General features: G+C 75.3%; 16 protein-coding genes. 8 read left to right on the top strand and 8 right to left on the bottom strand.

What is annotated here, in order from left to right; genetic code table 11:
- Positions 1-52: 52 nt before the first annotated feature.
- Both ABZ457_RS20885 and ABZ457_RS20880 read left to right on the top strand, forming a co-directional pair.
- Positions 53-1,357 carry a family 16 glycosylhydrolase gene (locus ABZ457_RS20885; protein ID WP_359159284.1) on the top strand — a complete coding sequence of 435 codons (1,305 nt, stop codon included), beginning with the start codon at positions 53-55 and terminating at the stop codon, positions 1,355-1,357.
- Positions 1,358-1,535: 178 nt separating this feature from the next.
- Complete coding sequence (locus tag ABZ457_RS20880) at positions 1,536-2,060, top strand: SRPBCC family protein (protein WP_359159282.1); 525 nt, start codon at positions 1,536-1,538, stop codon at positions 2,058-2,060.
- Positions 2,061-2,154: 94 nt separating this feature from the next.
- Here the strand turns inward: ABZ457_RS20880 and ABZ457_RS20875 are convergent, their stop codons facing one another.
- The 5 genes from ABZ457_RS20875 to ABZ457_RS20855 all read right to left on the bottom strand — a co-directional run bounded on the left by ABZ457_RS20875 (position 2,155) and on the right by ABZ457_RS20855 (position 6,869).
- Positions 2,155-3,069 (bottom strand): LysR substrate-binding domain-containing protein, encoded by a 915-nt coding sequence (locus tag ABZ457_RS20875; RefSeq protein WP_359159280.1) that lies wholly within the window; start codon positions 3,067-3,069, stop codon positions 2,155-2,157.
- Positions 3,070-3,197: 128 nt separating this feature from the next.
- Entirely contained in the window at positions 3,198-4,391 is a 1,194-nt protein-coding gene (locus tag ABZ457_RS20870) for a glycine C-acetyltransferase (RefSeq protein ID WP_359159278.1), read from the bottom strand.
- Between the two features lie 93 nt (positions 4,392-4,484).
- Positions 4,485-5,513: an L-threonine 3-dehydrogenase gene (tdh, locus tag ABZ457_RS20865; RefSeq protein WP_359159276.1), complete on the bottom strand. Its 1,029-nt coding sequence runs from the start codon at positions 5,511-5,513 to the stop codon at positions 4,485-4,487.
- 196 nt (positions 5,514-5,709) lie between these two features.
- A complete protein-coding gene (locus ABZ457_RS20860) occupies positions 5,710-6,114 on the bottom strand; it encodes a roadblock/LC7 domain-containing protein (RefSeq protein ID WP_359159274.1) in 405 nt (134 codons plus the stop codon).
- 125 nt (positions 6,115-6,239) lie between these two features.
- Positions 6,240-6,869 carry an ATP/GTP-binding protein gene (locus ABZ457_RS20855; protein WP_359159272.1) on the bottom strand — a complete coding sequence of 210 codons (630 nt, stop codon included), beginning with the start codon at positions 6,867-6,869 and terminating at the stop codon, positions 6,240-6,242.
- Between the two features lie 96 nt (positions 6,870-6,965).
- Between ABZ457_RS20855 and ABZ457_RS20850 the strand changes: the two genes are divergently transcribed.
- Complete coding sequence (locus tag ABZ457_RS20850; protein ID WP_359159270.1) at positions 6,966-7,562, top strand: GNAT family N-acetyltransferase; 597 nt, start codon at positions 6,966-6,968, stop codon at positions 7,560-7,562.
- Between the two features lie 4 nt (positions 7,563-7,566).
- Here the strand turns inward: ABZ457_RS20850 and ABZ457_RS20845 are convergent, their stop codons facing one another.
- Positions 7,567-8,013, bottom strand: a complete 447-nt coding sequence (locus ABZ457_RS20845; RefSeq protein WP_359159318.1) for a DUF742 domain-containing protein — start codon at positions 8,011-8,013, stop codon at positions 7,567-7,569.
- Positions 8,014-8,428: 415 nt separating this feature from the next.
- Between ABZ457_RS20845 and ABZ457_RS20840 the strand changes: the two genes are divergently transcribed.
- From ABZ457_RS20840 to ABZ457_RS20830, 3 genes are all read left to right on the top strand, one after another.
- On the top strand, positions 8,429-9,070 hold the full coding sequence (locus ABZ457_RS20840; protein WP_359159268.1) for a methyltransferase domain-containing protein: 642 nt from the start codon (positions 8,429-8,431) through the stop codon (positions 9,068-9,070).
- A 269-nt stretch (positions 9,071-9,339) separates the two neighbouring features.
- Entirely contained in the window at positions 9,340-9,627 is a 288-nt protein-coding gene (locus tag ABZ457_RS20835; RefSeq protein WP_359159316.1) for a hypothetical protein, read from the top strand.
- Between the two features lie 121 nt (positions 9,628-9,748).
- Positions 9,749-10,747: a hypothetical protein gene (locus tag ABZ457_RS20830; protein ID WP_359159266.1), complete on the top strand. Its 999-nt coding sequence runs from the start codon at positions 9,749-9,751 to the stop codon at positions 10,745-10,747.
- Between the two features lie 46 nt (positions 10,748-10,793).
- Here the strand turns inward: ABZ457_RS20830 and ABZ457_RS20825 are convergent, their stop codons facing one another.
- Positions 10,794-10,979: a hypothetical protein gene (locus ABZ457_RS20825; protein ID WP_018849263.1), complete on the bottom strand. Its 186-nt coding sequence runs from the start codon at positions 10,977-10,979 to the stop codon at positions 10,794-10,796.
- A 55-nt stretch (positions 10,980-11,034) separates the two neighbouring features.
- Complete coding sequence (locus ABZ457_RS20820; protein WP_359159264.1) at positions 11,035-12,177, bottom strand: acyl-CoA desaturase; 1,143 nt, start codon at positions 12,175-12,177, stop codon at positions 11,035-11,037.
- A gap of 310 nt (positions 12,178-12,487) precedes the next feature.
- On the opposite strand from ABZ457_RS20820, the gene ABZ457_RS20815 reads away from it, so the two are divergent.
- Both ABZ457_RS20815 and ABZ457_RS20810 read left to right on the top strand, forming a co-directional pair.
- Positions 12,488-15,436 carry a DEAD/DEAH box helicase gene (locus ABZ457_RS20815; RefSeq protein WP_359159262.1) on the top strand — a complete coding sequence of 983 codons (2,949 nt, stop codon included), beginning with the start codon at positions 12,488-12,490 and terminating at the stop codon, positions 15,434-15,436.
- Positions 15,433-16,663 (top strand): hypothetical protein (locus tag ABZ457_RS20810; protein WP_359159260.1); only part of this gene is annotated, 1,231 nt, incomplete at its 3' end. The genes ABZ457_RS20815 and ABZ457_RS20810, both read left to right, overlap by 4 nt.

Below are 16,663 nucleotides of genomic sequence, written 5' to 3'. Positions count from 1 at the left end.
CAGCCCGACCGACCCGCACCCCTTCCTCCCTCATGTCCCGGAAGGGAGAGTCATGGACTCCCCGCACCCCTCCCCACCCCCCGCCCGGCGCTCCCCGCGCCGTTCCCTGCGGCGCAGACTCGCCGTGACGGCGGCGGCGCTGGCGCTCGCCGCGACGGCCACCGGTGTCACCGGCGGCACCCCGGCCGGCGCGGCCCCGCCACCCGCCCCCGCCGCCGGGGCCGCAGCCGTCACCTTCTCCGACGACTTCAACGGCCCGGCGGGCAGCGCCGTCGACGGCTCCAAGTGGCAGACCGAGACCGGCGACAACGTCAACAACCACGAGCGGCAGTACTACACGGCCGGCAACCGCAACGCCGCCCTCGACGGACAGGGCAACCTGGTCATCACCGCCCGCCGGGAGAACCCGGGCAACTACCAGTGCTGGTACGGGCGTTGCGAGTACACCTCCGCCCGGCTCAACACCGCGGGTCGCTTCACCACCACCTACGGGCACGTCGAGGCACGCCTCAAGGTCCCGCGCGGGCAGGGCATGTGGCCCGCGTTCTGGATGCTCGGCAACGACATCGGGCAGGTCGGCTGGCCGGCCTCGGGCGAGATCGACGTCATGGAGAACGTCGGCTTCGAACCGTCGACCGTGCACGGCACCCTGCACGGGCCCGGGTACTCGGGGGCCGGCGGGATCGGCGCCGGGTACACGCTGCCCGGCGGGCAGAAGTTCGCCGACAACTTCCACACCTTCGCCGTCGACTGGTCCCCGAACGAGGTGACCTGGTCGGTGGACGGCCAGGTCTACCAGCGGCGCACGCCCGCCGACCTCGGCGGCCGGCAGTGGGTGTTCGACAAGCCGTTCTTCCTGATCCTCAACCTGGCCGTGGGCGGCTACTGGCCCGGCGACCCGGACGGCAGCACCGTCTTCCCGCAGCAGCTGGTCGTGGACCACGTCCGCGTCACCACCGGGGACAGCCCCTCGACGAGCGGCACCATCACCGGCATCGGCGGCAAGTGCGTGGACGTGGCCGGCGCCAACGCGGCCAACGGGACACCGATCCAGATCACCGACTGCAACGGCAACGCGGCGCAGCGCTGGACGGTGGGCGGCGACGGGACGATCCGGGCGCTGGGCAAGTGCCTGGACGCCGCCTCCGGGGGCACCGCCAACGGCACGCCCGTCCAGCTCTGGGACTGCAACGGCACCGCGGCCCAGCGGTGGGTGGTCACCGGCGCGCGCGACATCGTCAATCCGCAGGCCGACAAGTGCCTGGACGCCACCGGCAACAGCTCCGCCAACGGCACCCGCCTCCAGTTGTGGACGTGCGCCGGCACCGCCAACCAGAAGTGGACGGTGAACCGCTGACGCGCCGCCGGGCGCGGACGCGCGGCGGCTGACGCCCGGCCGGCCGGACCGGCGGGCCCGCCCTTCGGGGAGGGCGGGCCCGCCTGCACCTGCGGCTCTCCGCGCCCGGCACCCCGGCGCGGGGAACCGGACGCGCGCACGGTAGCGTCGGGCGGCCCCCACGATCGGAGTCGTACGGATGCCACGGATTCTCACCGTCTCGGACAGCGTCGTGATCGACGCGTCCCCCTCGGCGGTCTACGCACAGGTCGGCGACCCGACGCGGATGGGGCGCTGGAGCCCGGAGAACCGCGGGGCGGTCGTGCGCGACGGGTCGGCGGGACCGGGCCCGGTGGGCGTGGGCACCGTCTTCGACGGACGGAACCGGCGGGGGCGGCTGAGCTGGACGACGCGCTGCACGGTGACGGCGGCCGACCCCGGTGAGCGGTTCGCCTTCCGGGTGCGGGCGATCGGCGGCCGAAGGCCCGTGCTGCCGGGGCGGATCGCCACCTGGGAGTACCGCTTCGAACCGGCCGACGGCGGCGGAACCCTGGTCACGGAGACCTGGACGGACGACCGGCGCTGGCCGGACGCGCTCGCGAACGCCTTCGACAGGGCGGCGACCCGGGGACACACCTTCGCCGACTTCCAGCGCCGCAACATCCGCACCACGCTGGACAACCTGAAGCGCGCGCTGGAGACGGCGCAGGACGCGGGCGCCTGACCGGTCCTGCGCCCGTCCCGGGCGGCGGGCCGGTCCCGCGCGGACGAGTCCCGGCGAGCCGTCCCGGGCGGCGGGCCGGTCCCGGTCCGGTGGTTCAGTCCGTGGAGAGCCCGGCGGCCGCACGGGCGAGGGCGTCGAGGACGGGGCGGGTCAGCGGGTGGTCCTCCGCGCCCCGCCGTACGGCGGCGAAGACCCGCCGGGTGGCGGCCGGTCCGGTCACCGGGCGGACCACGGCGTCGCGCAGGTCCATGCCCCGCAGCGCCGAGCGGGGCACGAGGGCGACCCCGGCGCCCGCCCCCGCGAGGACCGCGACGGCCCGGAAGTCGTCGGAGAGGTGCACCAGCCGGGGCTGGAAGCCGGCGAGTTCGCAGGCGAGGAGCACCATGTCGTGGCAGGGGTTGCCGGGGTAGGGGCCGATCCAGTCGCTCCCGGCGAACTGCGCCAGCTCCACCCGTTCCTCGGCGGCGAGCGGATGGTCGGCCCGCAGCACGGCGTCGAAGGGCTCCGCGTAGAGGGGGACGCGGGCGAGGCGCCGGTCGTCGGCGCCGGGGGCGCCCCGGTACTCGACGGCGACCGCGAGATCGGCCTCCCCGTCCAGGACGAGGGGCAGGCTCTCGTCGCCCTCGGCGTCCCGGACGCGGACGGCGATCCCGGGCCGCTCCCTGGCCAGGTCCGCTATCGCCGGGGCCACCACCTCGGCGATCCCGGTGGCGAACGCGGCCACCGTGACCGTGCCGGACGAGCCCTGGGCGTAGGCGGCGAGCTCCGCCTCGGCCCGTTCGAGCTGGGCGAGGACGGAGTGCGCGTGGGCGAGCAGGATCTCCCCGGCGGCGGTCAGGGTGACGCCCTTGCCGCCGCGGATCAGCAGGGTGTGGCCGGTCTCCTGCTCCAGGGCGTTGAGCTGCTGGGAGACCGCCGAGGGGGTGAGGTACAGCGCGGCGGCCGCGGCGGTCACCGTACGGTGGTCCGCCACGGCCCGCAGGATGCGCAGCCGGCGGGGGTCGATCACTCGGCCATTGTGTCAGCCCCGGCGGGCGCCCCCGGTGCCGGACCCCGGCGGCCCGTGTCCGGCCCCGGCCGGGGTGGTCGTCCCGCCCGGGGTGGTCGCCCCGCCCGAGGTGAGCGTTCCGGCCGGGTTCAGCCCTGGAGCGCGGCGCGCGCGTCCGTGAACGCGGCCACGGCCCGCTCCACGTCCTCGGTCGAGTGCGCCGCCGAGAGCTGCACGCGGATGCGCGCCTGGCCCATCGGGACGACCGGGTAGGAGAAGCCGATCACGTACACGCCCCGCTCCAGCAGGAGTTCGGCCATCCGGCCGGCCTCGGCCGCGTCGCCGATCATCACGGGGGCGATGGCGTGGTCCCCGGGCAGGATCTCGAAGCCCGCCTCCGTCATCCGCTCACGGAACAGCTTGGTGTTGGCGGCGAGCTTCTCGCGCAGGTCGCCCGCGGACTCCAGCAGGTCGAGGACCTTGAGGGAGGCGGCGGCGATGACGGGGGCGAGGGAGTTGGAGAACAGGTAGGGGCGGGAGCGCTGGCGCAGCAGCTCGACGATCTCCGCGCGGGCGGCGACATAGCCGCCGGACGCGCCGCCCAGCGCCTTGCCGAGGGTGCCGGTGATGATGTCGACGCGGTCCATCACGCCGTGCAGTTCCGGGGTGCCCCGGCCGCCGGGGCCGACGAAGCCGACGGCGTGCGAGTCGTCGACCATGACCATGGCGTCGTAGCGGTCGGCGAGGTCGCAGATCTCGGCGAGCGGGGCGACATAGCCGTCCATGGAGAACACGCCGTCGGTGACGATCAGACGGCGGCGGGCGTCCTGGGTCTCCTTGAGCCGCTGCTCCAGGTCGGCGAGGTCGCGGTTGGCGTACCGGTGGCGGCGGGCCTTGGAGAGGCGGATGCCGTCGATGATGGAGGCGTGGTTGAGGGCGTCGGAGATGACGGCGTCCTCCGGGCCGAGCAGGGTCTCGAAGACACCGCCGTTGGCGTCGAAGCAGGAGGAGTAGAGGATCGTGTCCTCCTGGCCGAGGAACGCGGAGAGACGCTGCTCCAGCTCCTTGTGGATCTCCTGGGTGCCGCAGATGAAGCGGACGGAGGCCATGCCGTAGCCCCAGCGGTCCAGGGCGTCCTTGGCGGCGGCCACGACCTCGGGGTGGTCGGCGAGTCCGAGGTAGTTGTTGGCGCAGAAGTTGAGGACGTCCCCGGGGGCGCCGCCGGCGGTCACGGCGACGGAGGCGCTCTGCGGGGTGCCGATCACGCGTTCCGGCTTGTAGAGGCCGGCGGAGCGGATCTCGTCGATGGTGGCGCGCAGCTCGTCGCGGACGGACGCGTACATGGAGTCTCCTTGAGGCGGATGCCGCGGGCGGGCGGCGGCGATGCGGGGTGGCGGGGCAGCGGGGGCGGGCCGGCGGCGGGGGCGCGGGCCGGGTCAGGCCGTCCAGTCCAGGACGATCTTTCCGCTGCGGGCGCTGGACGCCTCGTCGAACGCGGCGTCGAAGTCCCGGAAGCCGTAGCTGCCGGTGATGACGGGGCTGAGGTCGAGGCCGCCCTCCAGCAGGACCGTCATCGCGTACCAGGTCTCGAACATCTCGCGGCCGTAGATGCCCTTGATGGTGATCATCGAGGTGACGATCTTCGACCAGTCGACGGCGAAGTCCTCGGCGGGCAGGCCGAGCATGGCGATCCGGCCGCCGTGGGTCATGTTGTCCACCATGTCCCGCACGGCCTCGGGGCGGCCGGACATCTCCAGGCCGATGTCGAAGCCCTCCTTCAGGCCGAGCTGCCGCTGCGCGGCGGCGATGTCGGTCTCGGCGACGTTGACCGCGAGGGTGGCCCCGGCCTTGCGGGCCAGTTCCAGGCGGGGCTCGCTCACATCGGTGATGACCACGTTGCGCGCGCCGGCGTGCCGGGCGACGGCGGCGGCCATGATGCCGATCGGGCCCGCGCCGGTGATCAGCACGTCCTCGCCGACGAGCGGGAAGGACAGCGCGGTGTGCACGGCGTTGCCGAAGGGGTCGAAGATGGCGGCGACGTCCAGGTCCACCTGGGTGCGGTGCACCCAGACGTTGGAGGCGGGCAGGGCGACGTACTCGGCGAAGGCCCCGTCCCGTCCGACACCCAGGCCGATGGTGCTGCGGCAGAGGTGGCGGCGGCCGGCCAGGCAGTTGCGGCACTTGCCGCAGACGAGGTGGCCCTCACCGCTGACGATGTCGCCGACCGCGATGTCCGCGACATCGGCGCCGACCGAGGCGACCTCGCCCACGAACTCGTGCCCGAGGATGCGGGGCGTGCTGACGGCCTGCTGCGCCCAGCCGTCCCAGGAGCGGATGTGCAGGTCGGTCCCGCAGATGCCGGTGCGCAGCACCTTGATCAGCACATCGCCGGGGCCGGTCTCGGGCTCCGGCACGTCCATGAGCCACAGCCCGGGCTCGGCGTGCTGCTTGACAAGTGCCTTCATGGTGCGGCTCCAGGCATGTGACGGGACTGACCGGATACCGAAAATACGGCTCCGCCCAGTGGACGGGCTCCAATCTGCCCAGCTCGGAGCGTCGCGTCCATCGAGGATTTCTTAAGCGGCCCCACAGGGGAGCTTCAGATGCCCGATCGGTCCCGCCGGAAGGCGTCGTCCCGGCTCAGCCGGTGCGCGTCCCGGCTCAGCCGGTGTGCGGGTCCGGCTGGCGGGCGGCGACGCCGAGGTGTTCGCCGACGCGGTTGACCATCAGGGTCATCTCGTAGGCGATCTGTCCGACGTCCGCGTCACCGGCGCTCAGCACGCACAGACAGCTGCCCTCGCCCGCCGCGGTCACGAAGAGCATGGCCTCGTCGAACTCGACCATCGTCTGCCGGGCGCGCCCGGCGCGGAAGTGGCGGCCGGACCCGCGGGCGAGCGAGTGCAGTCCGGAGGAGACGGCCGCCAGGTGCTCGGCGTCCTCCCGGGCCAGGCCGGTGCTCGCGCCGGTGACCAGCCCGTCGTTGGAGAGCACCAGCGCGTGTGTGATGTGGTCGACCCGCTTGGTCAGATCGTCCAGCAGCCAGTCGAGTCCCTTGTCCAGCGCCATCGTCGCCGTCCCCCTCCGTCGTACGTTCCCCGTGGCCTCGCGTCCGGCCGCCAGCCTTTCGCACGCGGCGGCGCACGGCAAGGTGCTGCCCCGGGCAAGGGCCCACTCGCGGCATGGGACCCGGTCTAGCCGACGGACTCCAGCAGGCGGGCGGCGTGCATACGGCCCGCGTACTCAACGAGGCGCACCAGCACCTCCTTGCCCGAGTCGCGGTCGCGTGCGTCGCAGAGGAGGACCGGGGTGCCCCGTTCGAGGTCGAGCGCCCGGGACACCTCGTGCGCGCCGAACGACCGTGCGCCGGGGAAGCAGTTGACGGCGACGACGAACGGGATGCGGCGGTGCTCGAAGTAGTCGACGGCCGGGAAGCAGTCGCTGAGCCGCTGGGTGTCCGCGAGGACCACCGCGCCGAGCGCCCCGTGCGCGAGTTCGTCCCACACGAACCAGAAGCGCTCCTGGCCCGGGGTGCCGAAGAGGTAGAGACCGAGGCCGGAACGGACGGTGATCCGGCCGAAGTCCATGGCCACGGTCGTGGCGCGCGGGACGCCGTCCCCGGTGGTGGCGGCCGCTCCCGCTTCGCCGAGGGGGGCGGGGCCGGTGCCCGGTTCGCTGACGAGTTCCTCGGTCCGCAGCGGGCGGATCTCGCTCACCGCCCCGACCAGCGTCGTCTTGCCGGCGCCCGGACCGCCGGCGACCAGGATCTTCAGGGCGAGCGCGGAGTCGTCCGCACCGCTCCCGTCGTTGTACGCGAAGGCCATGGCTCACTTCTTCCAGGAGGGGCGGGCGGGAAAGGGAGTACGGGTGCGGGCGGATATTCGCTCGCGGCGGGGCGGGCGGCGGCCGATGATCGGGCCGTGCACACCGTTCTGGAGACCGAACGCCTCACGCTGCGGCCCTTCGACGCCGCCGACGCCGAGAGCGTCCTCGCCGTGGACAGCGACCCCGAGGTCATGCGCTATCTCAACGGCGGACACCCGGTGGCCCGGGAGGAGGTGGTGCGCGAGACGATGCCGCGGCTGCTCCGCCGCCATCCCCTCGGTGCGGCCCCGTCCGGACCGGGGTATCCGGGCTACTGGGCGGCGGAGGAACGCGTCTCGGGCGGCTACCTCGGCTGGTTCGAGTTCCGTCCGGTCGACGGGGAGAGCTGGGCCGAGGTCGAGCTGGGCTATCGGCTCGGCCGGGCCGCCTGGGGGCGCGGACTCGCCACGGAGGGCGCGCGTGCGCTGCTCCGCCTGGGCTTCACGACCCTGGGGGTGGAGCGGGTGGTGGCCACCACCATGACGGTCAACACCCGTTCCCGCCGTGTGCTGGAGAAGACCGGCCTGCGCTGGGTCCGCACCTTCTTCGAGGAGTGGCCGGAGCGCATCGAGGGGTCCGAACAGGGTGACGTCGAGTACGCGGTGACCCGGGCGGAGTGGCTGCGGGAGGTGTCGGCGGGCGGCGGGCGGTGAGCCCTCAGAGCGCGCGCAGACCGTCGATGAGCTCACGCAGAATCCTTTCGTCCGAGAGGAGTTCCACCGAGGGGGCCGGTGCGACGCGCACCAGTCCGGCGGCGAGCAGGTCGCCGACGAGGACCCGGACCGCGGTGACCGGCAGATCCGCGTCCGCCGCCAGGTCGGCGACCGACTGCGTCCCCCGGCGGCACAGGTCGAGCAGGGTGCGGTGCTCGGGGCCGAGGAGGGAGTCCGCGGCGGGGGCGGGAGTGTCCGGGGCCGCGGCGATGAGCGCGGTCAGATCGAGGCGGGCCCCGTCCGTCCCCCGGCCCGTCCGGCCGCCGATCATCGCGTACGGGCGGACGAGGGGGCCGGGGTCGGGGTCGTACCACCGGCCGCCGACCGGGTCCGGCGGCCGCGGGGCCGGACGGGAGGGGGTCGGCACCCCGGTCGGCGGGGTGCCCGGCATCGCGGCCGGGGCCGTGGCGGGGCGCGCGGCCGTGGCTGCGGCCGGGCCGGGTACGGGCGTCTGGCCGGTGTGCTCGACCGCGGGCGCCCCGGCGTGGGCGCGCCGCCCGGTGCCCGCCGGCGCCGGAGGGGGCGGCGGAAGCGGTGTCCCTCCTCCGGGGACGGCGTGTGATGGGCGCATGGCCTCCTCGTTCCGGGTGCGGATCGGAGTACGTCGAAACGATCCGGCGCGTGGGGGGTTGCGCGGCCGTGTGGTCCCGTGTGGTCCCGTGGCTCAGGGACGCTAGCCCGCGGACTGCCGTCCGCGCGGGCGACAGTCCGAAAGCTGATGGAAGCTGACAATCCGACGCTCCAGAACGATCACTCCGGGCACATCTGTGCACGGAACGGTCGCCTCCGGGCCGCATGATGGGTTCATGAGCGACGACCACAGCGGTGACGGCCACGGCGACCACAGCACCGACGACCGCACCCGCGTGCAGGAGTTCTTCGGGTCCCGGGCGGCCGGCTGGGACGCGAAGTTCCCGGACGACGGCCCCACCTACGCCGCGGCTGCCGCGGCCCTGGGGCTGCGCCCGGGCGACCGCGTGCTGGACGCGGGCTGCGGCACCGGCAGGGCGCTCGCGCCCCTGCGCTCCGCCGTCGGCCCCACCGGCGCGGTCCTCGGCATCGATCTGACGCCCGCCATGCTGGACCAGGCCCGGGAGAAGGGGCGCGAGGCACGGGGGGCGCTGCTCCTCGGCGACGTGGCCCGGCTCCCCGTGCGGGACGCCGCGCTGGACGCGGTGTTCGCGGCCGGCCTGATCGCCCATCTCCCCGAACCGGCCAGGGATCTGCGCGAGCTGGCGCGGGTGGTGCGGCCCGGCGGGGTGCTCGCGCTGTTCCACCCCATCGGGCGGGCCGCGCTCGCCGCCCGCCATGGCCGCGAACTCGGCGAGGACGACCTGCGGGCGGAGCCCAACCTCCGTCCGCTGCTGTCCCGTTCGGGCTGGCTGCTGACCTCCTACACCGACCGGGACGACCGCTTCCTCGCCCTGGCCGAGCGGGTCGGCGGCTGACCCGCGCGCACGGGGGGCCGTTGGCAGTCGGCGGGCGCGCCGGCTGCGGTATGCCGGCTGACCCGCGCGCACGGGGGGCCGTTCCCGTCCGCTCGCCGCGGGCCGGCCGGGAGCGGCGGGCGGACGGTGGGTGAGCGGCCGGGGAGCGGCTGTTCGAACTCGGCACGCCGGTGGAAGACTTGAGGTACCGGCGGCAGGTGCCGCACCCTCGCCCGGAGAAGGTGGTCCGCGTGTTCGCCCTCCGCAAGCTCCTCGACCGGCTCCGCACGCTGCTCGCCCCGCACCCGCCCGTGCCCGTCGGGCCCCCGGGGCGCTCCGGCCCCCGGCACAACGTCTTCGAGGCGGCCGCGACCTATGTCACGGCGAGCGTCGAGGACGACCAGGACCGCGCCGACGAGGCCACCGGCTGGGTGGCGCCGGACGCGCTCGTCTTCGGGATCAACGAACTCGCCTGCCGCGCGGTGATCGCGCTCGCCCGGGAGCGCGACCAGCCCGTCGAGGCGGTCGCCCGCGGTCTTCTGGGCCTGCCGGGAGCGGAGGCGTCCCGACCGGTCTGACGCGCACCGGCCGCCCATCCGGCTGCCCGCCCCGTCCCGGACGCGCCTCTGCCCGACCCTCGACGCGCGGGTTACCCACTGGTTAAGGTGCGCCGACGAACGATGGGACCGGGAGGCAGCCGTGGCCGGGGCGGATGAGGTCGTGGACGACGACGCGCTGTACGTACTGACCGCTGTGCTGCTCACGCCCGCGCAGTTCCCCGGCGTGCTCGGCGACGACTACCCGCAGGCGTGCGCCGCCCTGGACCTGGAACCGTACGCCGAGGGGTACGGGCTGGTGCTGGGGCAGGACGCGGCCGGAGCCCGGTGGACGGTGGTCGTCGACGATGTGTCGCTCGTCGCCGTGGCCATCGCCTCCTGGGACTGCGGCATGGAGTACGACCTGTCGCCGGACGAGCGCTCGATGGTCAGCGCGCTCCCCGGCTGGCCGGTGGAACTCGCCGTCGCCGCCCCCGGCGTCCCCGCGCCCCATGACCCCGACCCCCAGGACGCCGGCCGGGCACCGCTCGCCCCGCCGGACGTGGACTCCTGGGGGTCGGCCCAGCGCAGGCTCGGGGCGGACGAGGTGGCCCTCCAGTGGGCGCAGTGGCGCGCGGAGACATCCCCCGAGGACGCGGACCCGGGCGAGCCGCGGCCCGGGGAGGGCGCCGAGGGCACGGAGGCGTCCGGCGCGGAGACGGTCGAGGCCCCCGGCGCGGAGGCGGCTGCCGACGCCGGGGCGGACGCCGAACCGGCCACGGCCGCCGCAAGCGACTCCGGCACGGCCGCCGAGGCCCACGCCGACCCGGAACCGGCCACGGCCGCCGACCCGGAACCGCCCACCGAGTCCGACCCACCCGCCGAACCGCGACTCGACGCGGAGGTGCGCCGCGCCCTGCGCGAGGCGCGCGCGTACGGCGAGCAGGCTCCCCCGCCCGGCCGCGTCCGTTCCGCCTTCGCTCCCGGCGGTGCGCGCACGATCCGCGCCGACGGCCCCGGCTGGTCGATGGTCGCCCGGACCGACGACATCGCCTATCTCCTCCTGGACACCGAGCCCTGCGAGGTCATCCCCGTGCCGCGCGGCCCGGAGCTGGAGTCCCTGCTGGAGGTGCTGGAGAAGGTCGCCGTCCACCCGGCCTGACGAGCCTGCCCCCGGCAGGCCCGGCTCGGCCCGCTCGGCGCTCCCCTCAGCGCCCTATCTCACGGCGGGACGAGACCCGGCGCAGCCTGCGCCGCTGACTGGGGTCGAGCATCAGATACGCGGCCGTCGGCACACCCAGCACGATCAGCAGCGAGAACCAGAACCCGATCAGCGGCCACAGGAGCAGACCGACGGCCACTCCCCCGATGACGATCTTCGTACGTGTCGACATGTCGTCGCCTCCTTCGCGGCGGCTGCCGCTCCTGACCGTAGAACGCGCCCGCATCTCAGACGGTTCCCCGTACCGCGCCGGAGTCGCGCAGGGGTTCCCCGACCTCGTGCAGGTGGCCCAGGGCCTGCCGGTACGAGTCGAGGAGCCCGGTCTCCGTGTACGGCAGGCCCAGGTCCCGGCAGTGGGCGCGGACCAGGGGCCGGGCCAGCCGCAGATGGGGGCGGGGCATGCTGGGGAAGAGGTGGTGCTCGATCTGGTAGTTGAGTCCGCCGAGGAGCCAGTCGGTGACCGGGCCGCCGCGGATGTTGCGTGAGGTGAGGACCTGGCGGCGCAGGTGCCCCCAGTCCCTGCCGTGCTCCTCGTCCGGCATCTCCATGCCCTTGTGGTTCGGGGCGAAGGCCATGCCGAGGTGCAGTCCGAGGACCATCTGGTGCAGCAGTGCGAAGAGCAGGGCGCGGACCGGGGGCATCGAGGCGAACAGCAGGGCCGTGTATCCGGCGACATGGGCGGTCAGCAGCACCGCCTCCACCAGGCGCTCCCGGTCCCGGCGCCGGCCGGTGCCGCCGGTGAAGACCGCACGGAAGCCGTAGACCTTGAGGGCGATGCCTTCGAGCGTGGTCAGGGGGAAGAACAGCCACGCCTGGTGCCGGGTCAGCCACCCGCGCGGCCCCGTCCGCCCCACGGCCTGCCGCTGGGTGAAGACAAGGACGTCGGCGGCGACGTCGGGGTCCTTGTCGACGTGGTTGGGGTTGGCGTGGTGGCGGTTGTGCTTGTCGTTCCACCAGGCCCGGCTCATCCCGAGCAGCAGGTCGGCGTGGACGAGCTGGACGATCCGCCCCGCGCGGCGGTTCCCGGTGATCTGCGCGTGCCCCGCGTCGTGGCCGAAGAAGGCGGCGCGGGCGGAGAGCAGCGCGAGCGGCGGGGCGAGGAGCAGCACCCACCAGGAGCCGCCCGCCAGGGCGACACCGGTGACCACCGCCGCCAGGGCGAGGAGGTTGACGCCGATGCCGCGTGCGTACCAGCCGACCCGGCGGTCCAGCAGCCCCTGCCCCCGGACGGCGCGCAGCAGCGGGGCGAACTCGCTCGCGGCCGGGGCGGTCGGCGCGGCCCCAACGGACGCGGGGGACGGAACGGGCGGGCGGGGCGCGGGTGGCGCATCGGGTACGCGGTCGGCGGGCGGGGCGGCGGGCTGGGGCATGGCGGTCTCCGGTCCGTCGGATGGGCACGGGGTGGGCGCGGACCCGTCGGCCACGGCGGGCGGCATCGGGTCCTGCGCGTCAGCTGTGCCGTGACCTGAGAAAACGTACGGATCGGGGGCCCGCGGGGACCATGGCGGCACCACCCGGGCCGGTCCGGGGGTCCGCCCGCCTCCCGGGGTAGTGCCTGCGACACCCCCGTCCACGGGTCCACCCGTAGCCGTCCCGAAAAGCGGTGCGGACCGGTCGCCGCTGAGGTACCATCGGCGGCTCCCGCGCCCAGTAGTCAAACTTGAGGAATACGCCATTCCTGTGCCCAGGCCCTCCGCGACCCCCACACCTCCCCCTTCCTCGCCCCCGCCCCTCGATACCGACCTGGCCCGTCACCCCGCCGTCTTCCTGCCCGGTGACCCGGCCCGCACCGGCCGGGTCGCGTTCCTGCCGCCGCCGGCCGACGAGGGCACCGCCCGCCCCGGCACGGGCACCGTCACGGCCGTCGTCCCGGTCGCCGGTGGCGGCGTCCGCGCCGAGGAGCGCACCGCGGTGGTCCTGGACCTCCCCGACGCCCTGCCCGTGCTGACCCGCGCCCGGGTCCGCGAGGACGCCTCACCCTCGGCCGCCTTCTGGGGCGCCGCCACCGTGTTCGCCCTGCACCTGGCAGCGCGGGGGCTGCTGCTCCCGGGGCTCAGCCCGTCCGGCCACGACGCCTGGCGCATGGGTCCCCTGACGCCCGCCGATCTGGACCGGCTGCGCACCCTCGCCGCGTCGATGCCGCCCTCGGCCCACGCGGTGCCCCTCCCCGCCGATCCCGCCCTCGGCCCCGGGGCGGGATCGCTTCTGCTGCCCGAACCCGAGCGTCTGCTGCGGCAGTTCACCGACGCGGTGGCCGACACCCTGCCCCGTACCCCCGCCGCCCCGGACGCCGCCGGAGGTCCCGCGTTCGCGGCCCGGGAACCCCAGCGGCTCCCGGGCCTCGCCGCCTGGGCGGCGGACATCGCGGCCGGGCACGACGCGGGCGTCCGCCTCTCCCTGCGTATCGAGGTGCCCGGTCTGGCCACCGCGGGCGAGGACGGCACGGGCGCCTCCTTCCGCGCGGTCGTCCAGGTGCACGGCGTGGCCGACCCGGGGCTGGTCGCGGACGCGGCCGACATCTGGGCAGGAACGGGCGCGGCCGCGGCGGCCTTCGGCCCGCGTGTCCGGTTCGACGCCCTGCTCGCGCTGCGCCGGGCCGCCCGCGCCTGGCCGCCGCTCACCCCGCTGCTGCACACGGCGGTGCCGGACGCGGTCGAGCTCGCCGACGAGGAGGTCACCGAGCTGCTCGGCGAGGCCACGCGCGCCCTCGCCGCCGCCGGTGTCCAGGTCCACTGGCCCCGGCGGCTCGCCCGCCGGCTCACGGCCCGCGCGGTCATCGGCGCGGCGGACCCGGCCGGCACCGGAGCCGACGGGTCCGGAGCACACCGGACGCACGGCCACGGCCCGGAGGCCACCGGCGGGGGCCCGCCCGGATTCCTGTCCGCGGACGCCCTGTTGTCCTTCGACTGGCGCTTCGCCCTCGGCGACCAGGAGGTCAGCCGGGCCGAGCTGGACCGTCTGGCCGAGGCCGGCCGGCCGCTCGTGCGGCTGCGCGACTCCTGGGTGCTCATCGACCCCGAGGAGGCCCGCCGCGCCCGGGACGGCAAGGACCGGACCATGACGCCGGTGGACGCCCTCGGGGCCGTCCTCACCGGCACGGCCGAGGTCGACGGGCGGCGCGTCGAGGTCACGGCCGCCGGGTGGCTGGAGACCCTGCGGGCCCGGCTCGCCGACCCGGAGGGCGGCCGGCCCGAGATCGCCCAGCCCGCCGCGCTCGCCGCGCCCCTGCGCGACTACCAGCTCCGCGGCCTCGACTGGCTGCACCGGATGACCTCCCTCGGGCTGGGCGCCTGCCTCGCGGACGACATGGGCCTGGGCAAGACGATCACCGTCATCGCCCTCCATCTGCACCGGCAGACCGACCCGGCCTCGGCCGGGCCCACCCTCGTGGTCTGCCCGACCTCCCTGATGGGCAACTGGCAGCGGGAGATCGAACGTTTCGCCCCCGGCACCCCGGTCCGCCGTTTCCACGGCCCGGCCCGTTCCCTGGACGACCTCGCCGACGGCGAGGTCGTGCTGACCACGTACGGCACGATGCGCCTGGACACGGCGCGCCTCGCGGACGCGGGCTGGGGGCTGGTCGTCGCCGACGAGGCCCAGCACGTCAAGAACCCGTACGCGGCCACCGCGCGGCAGCTGCGCACCATCCGCTCCAAGGCGCGCGTGGCGCTGAGCGGCACGCCCGTGGAGAACAACCTCTCCGAGCTGTGGGCCCTCCTCGACTGGACCACGCCGGGTCTGCTGGGCCGGCTCGGCACCTTCCGCCGCCGGTACGCGGAGGCGGTCGAGGGCGGTGCCGACCCCGCCGCCGCGGCCCGGCTGGCGGCCCTCGTCCGGCCGTTCCTGCTGCGCCGCCACAAGTCCGACCCCGGTATCGCGCCGGAGCTGCCGCCGAAGACGGAGACCGACCATCCGGTGTCCCTGACGCGGGAGCAGACCGCGCTGTACGAGGCGGTGGTGCGCGAGAACCTGGCGGCGGTCGCCGCGGCGGACGGGATGGAGCGGCGCGGGCTGGTCGTGGCGCTGCTGACCGCGCTCAAGCAGATCTGCAACCACCCGGCGCAGTACCTGAAGGAGGAGGACCCGCGGCTTGCGGACCGTTCGGGGAAGCTGGAACTCCTCGACGAGCTGCTGGACACGATCCTCGCCGAGGGCACGGGGGTGCTGGTGTTCACCCAGTACGTGGCGATGGCGCGGCTGCTGGAGCGGCATCTCGCGGCGCGGGGCGTGCGCACCCAGTTCCTGCACGGCGGCACCCCGGTCGCCGAACGCGAGGCCATGGTGAGCCGGTTCCAGGAGGGGGAGGTGCCGGTGTTCCTGCTGTCGCTGAAGGCTGCGGGCACGGGCCTCAACCTGACGCGGGCGGAGCATGTCGTGCACTACGACCGCTGGTGGAACCCGGCCGTCGAGGCGCAGGCCACCGACCGGGCGCACCGCATCGGGCAGACCCGCCCGGTGCAGGTCCACCGGCTGATCGCCGAGGGCACCATCGAGGACCGGATCGCCCGGCTGCTGGAGCGCAAGCGGGACCTGGCCGACAGTGTCCTCGGCTCGGGCGAGGGCGCGCTGACCGAACTGACCGACGCCGAACTGGCTGAACTGGTCGAGCTGCGAGGGAGCGGACGATGAGCGGCGCACACGACGAGCACGAGCACGCGGCCGGGGGCGGGGACACGGACGCGGACCTGGTGAGGACCTTCGAGGCGCTGCCTCCCGCCCGGGGGCGGGCGTTCGCGACGACCTGGTGGGGCCGGGCGTGGCTGGGCGCGCTGGAGGACACCGCCCTGGACGGGGAGCAGTTGCGCCGGGGCCGGCGGCAGGCCCGGGAGGGCGCGGTCGGGGCGGTGAGCGTGCGCCCCGGGCGGATCACGGCGGTGGTGCGGGACCGGGACGGCACGGCGTACCGCAGCGATGTGCTGCTGCAGCGGCTCGGCGACGAGGAGTGGGACCGCTTCCTGTCCGCGGCGGTGGAACGCGGGGAGCACATCGCCGCGCTCCTCGACCGGGAGATGCCGCCGCATCTGGTGGAGGACGCCGCGGCGGCCGGGGTGGACCTGCTCCCGGGGATCGGCGATCTGGAGCCCGAGTGCACCTGCGAGGCGTGGGACCACTGCCCGCACACGGCCGCGCTCTGCTACCAGTTGGCGCGGCTGCTGGACCGGGACCCGTTCGTGCTGCTGCTGATGCGCGGACGCGGGGAGCGCCGGCTGCTGGACGAACTCCAGGTGCGCAGCGCCTCGCGGGCGGCGGCGCCGGACGAGCCGGAGGTACCGGCGGTGGAGGGGGTGCGCGCCGACGAGGCGTTCGCCGCGGCGGAGATCCTGCCCGCGCTGCCTCCGGTGCCGCCGCTGCCCGAGGCGCCGGGTCCGCCGCCGTCGCTGGACGCGGAGACCGATCCGGGGCCGGGTGTGGACGCGGCGGCGCTGGAGTTCCTCGCGGCGGACGCGGCGGGCCGGGCGCTGGCGCTGCTCGGGCGCGCGCTGGCGCCGGGGCACGGGGACCGGGCGCCGGAGCGCGCCCCGGACCGGGCCGAGGATTCGGTCCGTCTCGCCGCGTCGGCGTACGCGTTGGCGTCGGTGTCTGCATCGAGGGGCGCGTCGGGCCGGGGGCCGGGGCCCGGAACGGAGTCGGGGACGGGCTCGGACACAGATCCGGCTCCAGGTCCCGGAACGGACCCGAGTCCGGCCCCCGGTCCGGCCCCCGGTCCGGGCTCGGACGCTGGTCCGGCCCGGGGCTCGGGTCCGGACGCAGGTCCGGCCGGGGGCTCGGGTCCGGACGCAGGTCCGGCCGGGGGCTCGGGTCCGGACGCAGGTCCGGCCGGGGGCTCGGGTCCGGACGCAGGTCCGGCCGGGGGCT

The organism is Streptomyces sp. NPDC005805 (assembly GCF_040630445.1).
Taxonomy (GTDB): Bacteria; Actinomycetota; Actinomycetes; order Streptomycetales; family Streptomycetaceae; genus Streptomyces.
This window is presented reverse-complemented; position numbering and strand designations above follow the sequence as displayed.

Excerpts from the sequence above, each read along its gene's own strand:
- ABZ457_RS20845 (WP_359159318.1), bottom strand. The coding sequence starts at position 8,013 with ATGCCGGGCACCCCGCCGACCGGGGTGCCGACCCCCTCCCGTCCGGCC.
- ABZ457_RS20820 (WP_359159264.1), bottom strand. The coding sequence starts at position 12,177 with ATGCCCCAGCCCGCCGCCCCGCCCGCCGACCGCGTACCCGATGCGCCA.
- tdh (WP_359159276.1), bottom strand. The coding sequence starts at position 5,513 with ATGAAGGCACTTGTCAAGCAGCACGCCGAGCCCGGGCTGTGGCTCATG.
- ABZ457_RS20840 (WP_359159268.1), top strand. The coding sequence starts at position 8,429 with ATGAGCGACGACCACAGCGGTGACGGCCACGGCGACCACAGCACCGAC.
- ABZ457_RS20855 (WP_359159272.1), bottom strand. The coding sequence starts at position 6,869 with ATGGCCTTCGCGTACAACGACGGGAGCGGTGCGGACGACTCCGCGCTC.
- ABZ457_RS20885 (WP_359159284.1), top strand. The coding sequence starts at position 53 with ATGGACTCCCCGCACCCCTCCCCACCCCCCGCCCGGCGCTCCCCGCGC.
- ABZ457_RS20825 (WP_018849263.1), bottom strand. The coding sequence starts at position 10,979 with ATGTCGACACGTACGAAGATCGTCATCGGGGGAGTGGCCGTCGGTCTG.
- ABZ457_RS20880 (WP_359159282.1), top strand. The coding sequence starts at position 1,536 with ATGCCACGGATTCTCACCGTCTCGGACAGCGTCGTGATCGACGCGTCC.
- ABZ457_RS20870 (WP_359159278.1), bottom strand. The coding sequence starts at position 4,391 with ATGTACGCGTCCGTCCGCGACGAGCTGCGCGCCACCATCGACGAGATC.
- ABZ457_RS20860 (WP_359159274.1), bottom strand. The coding sequence starts at position 6,114 with ATGGCGCTGGACAAGGGACTCGACTGGCTGCTGGACGATCTGACCAAG.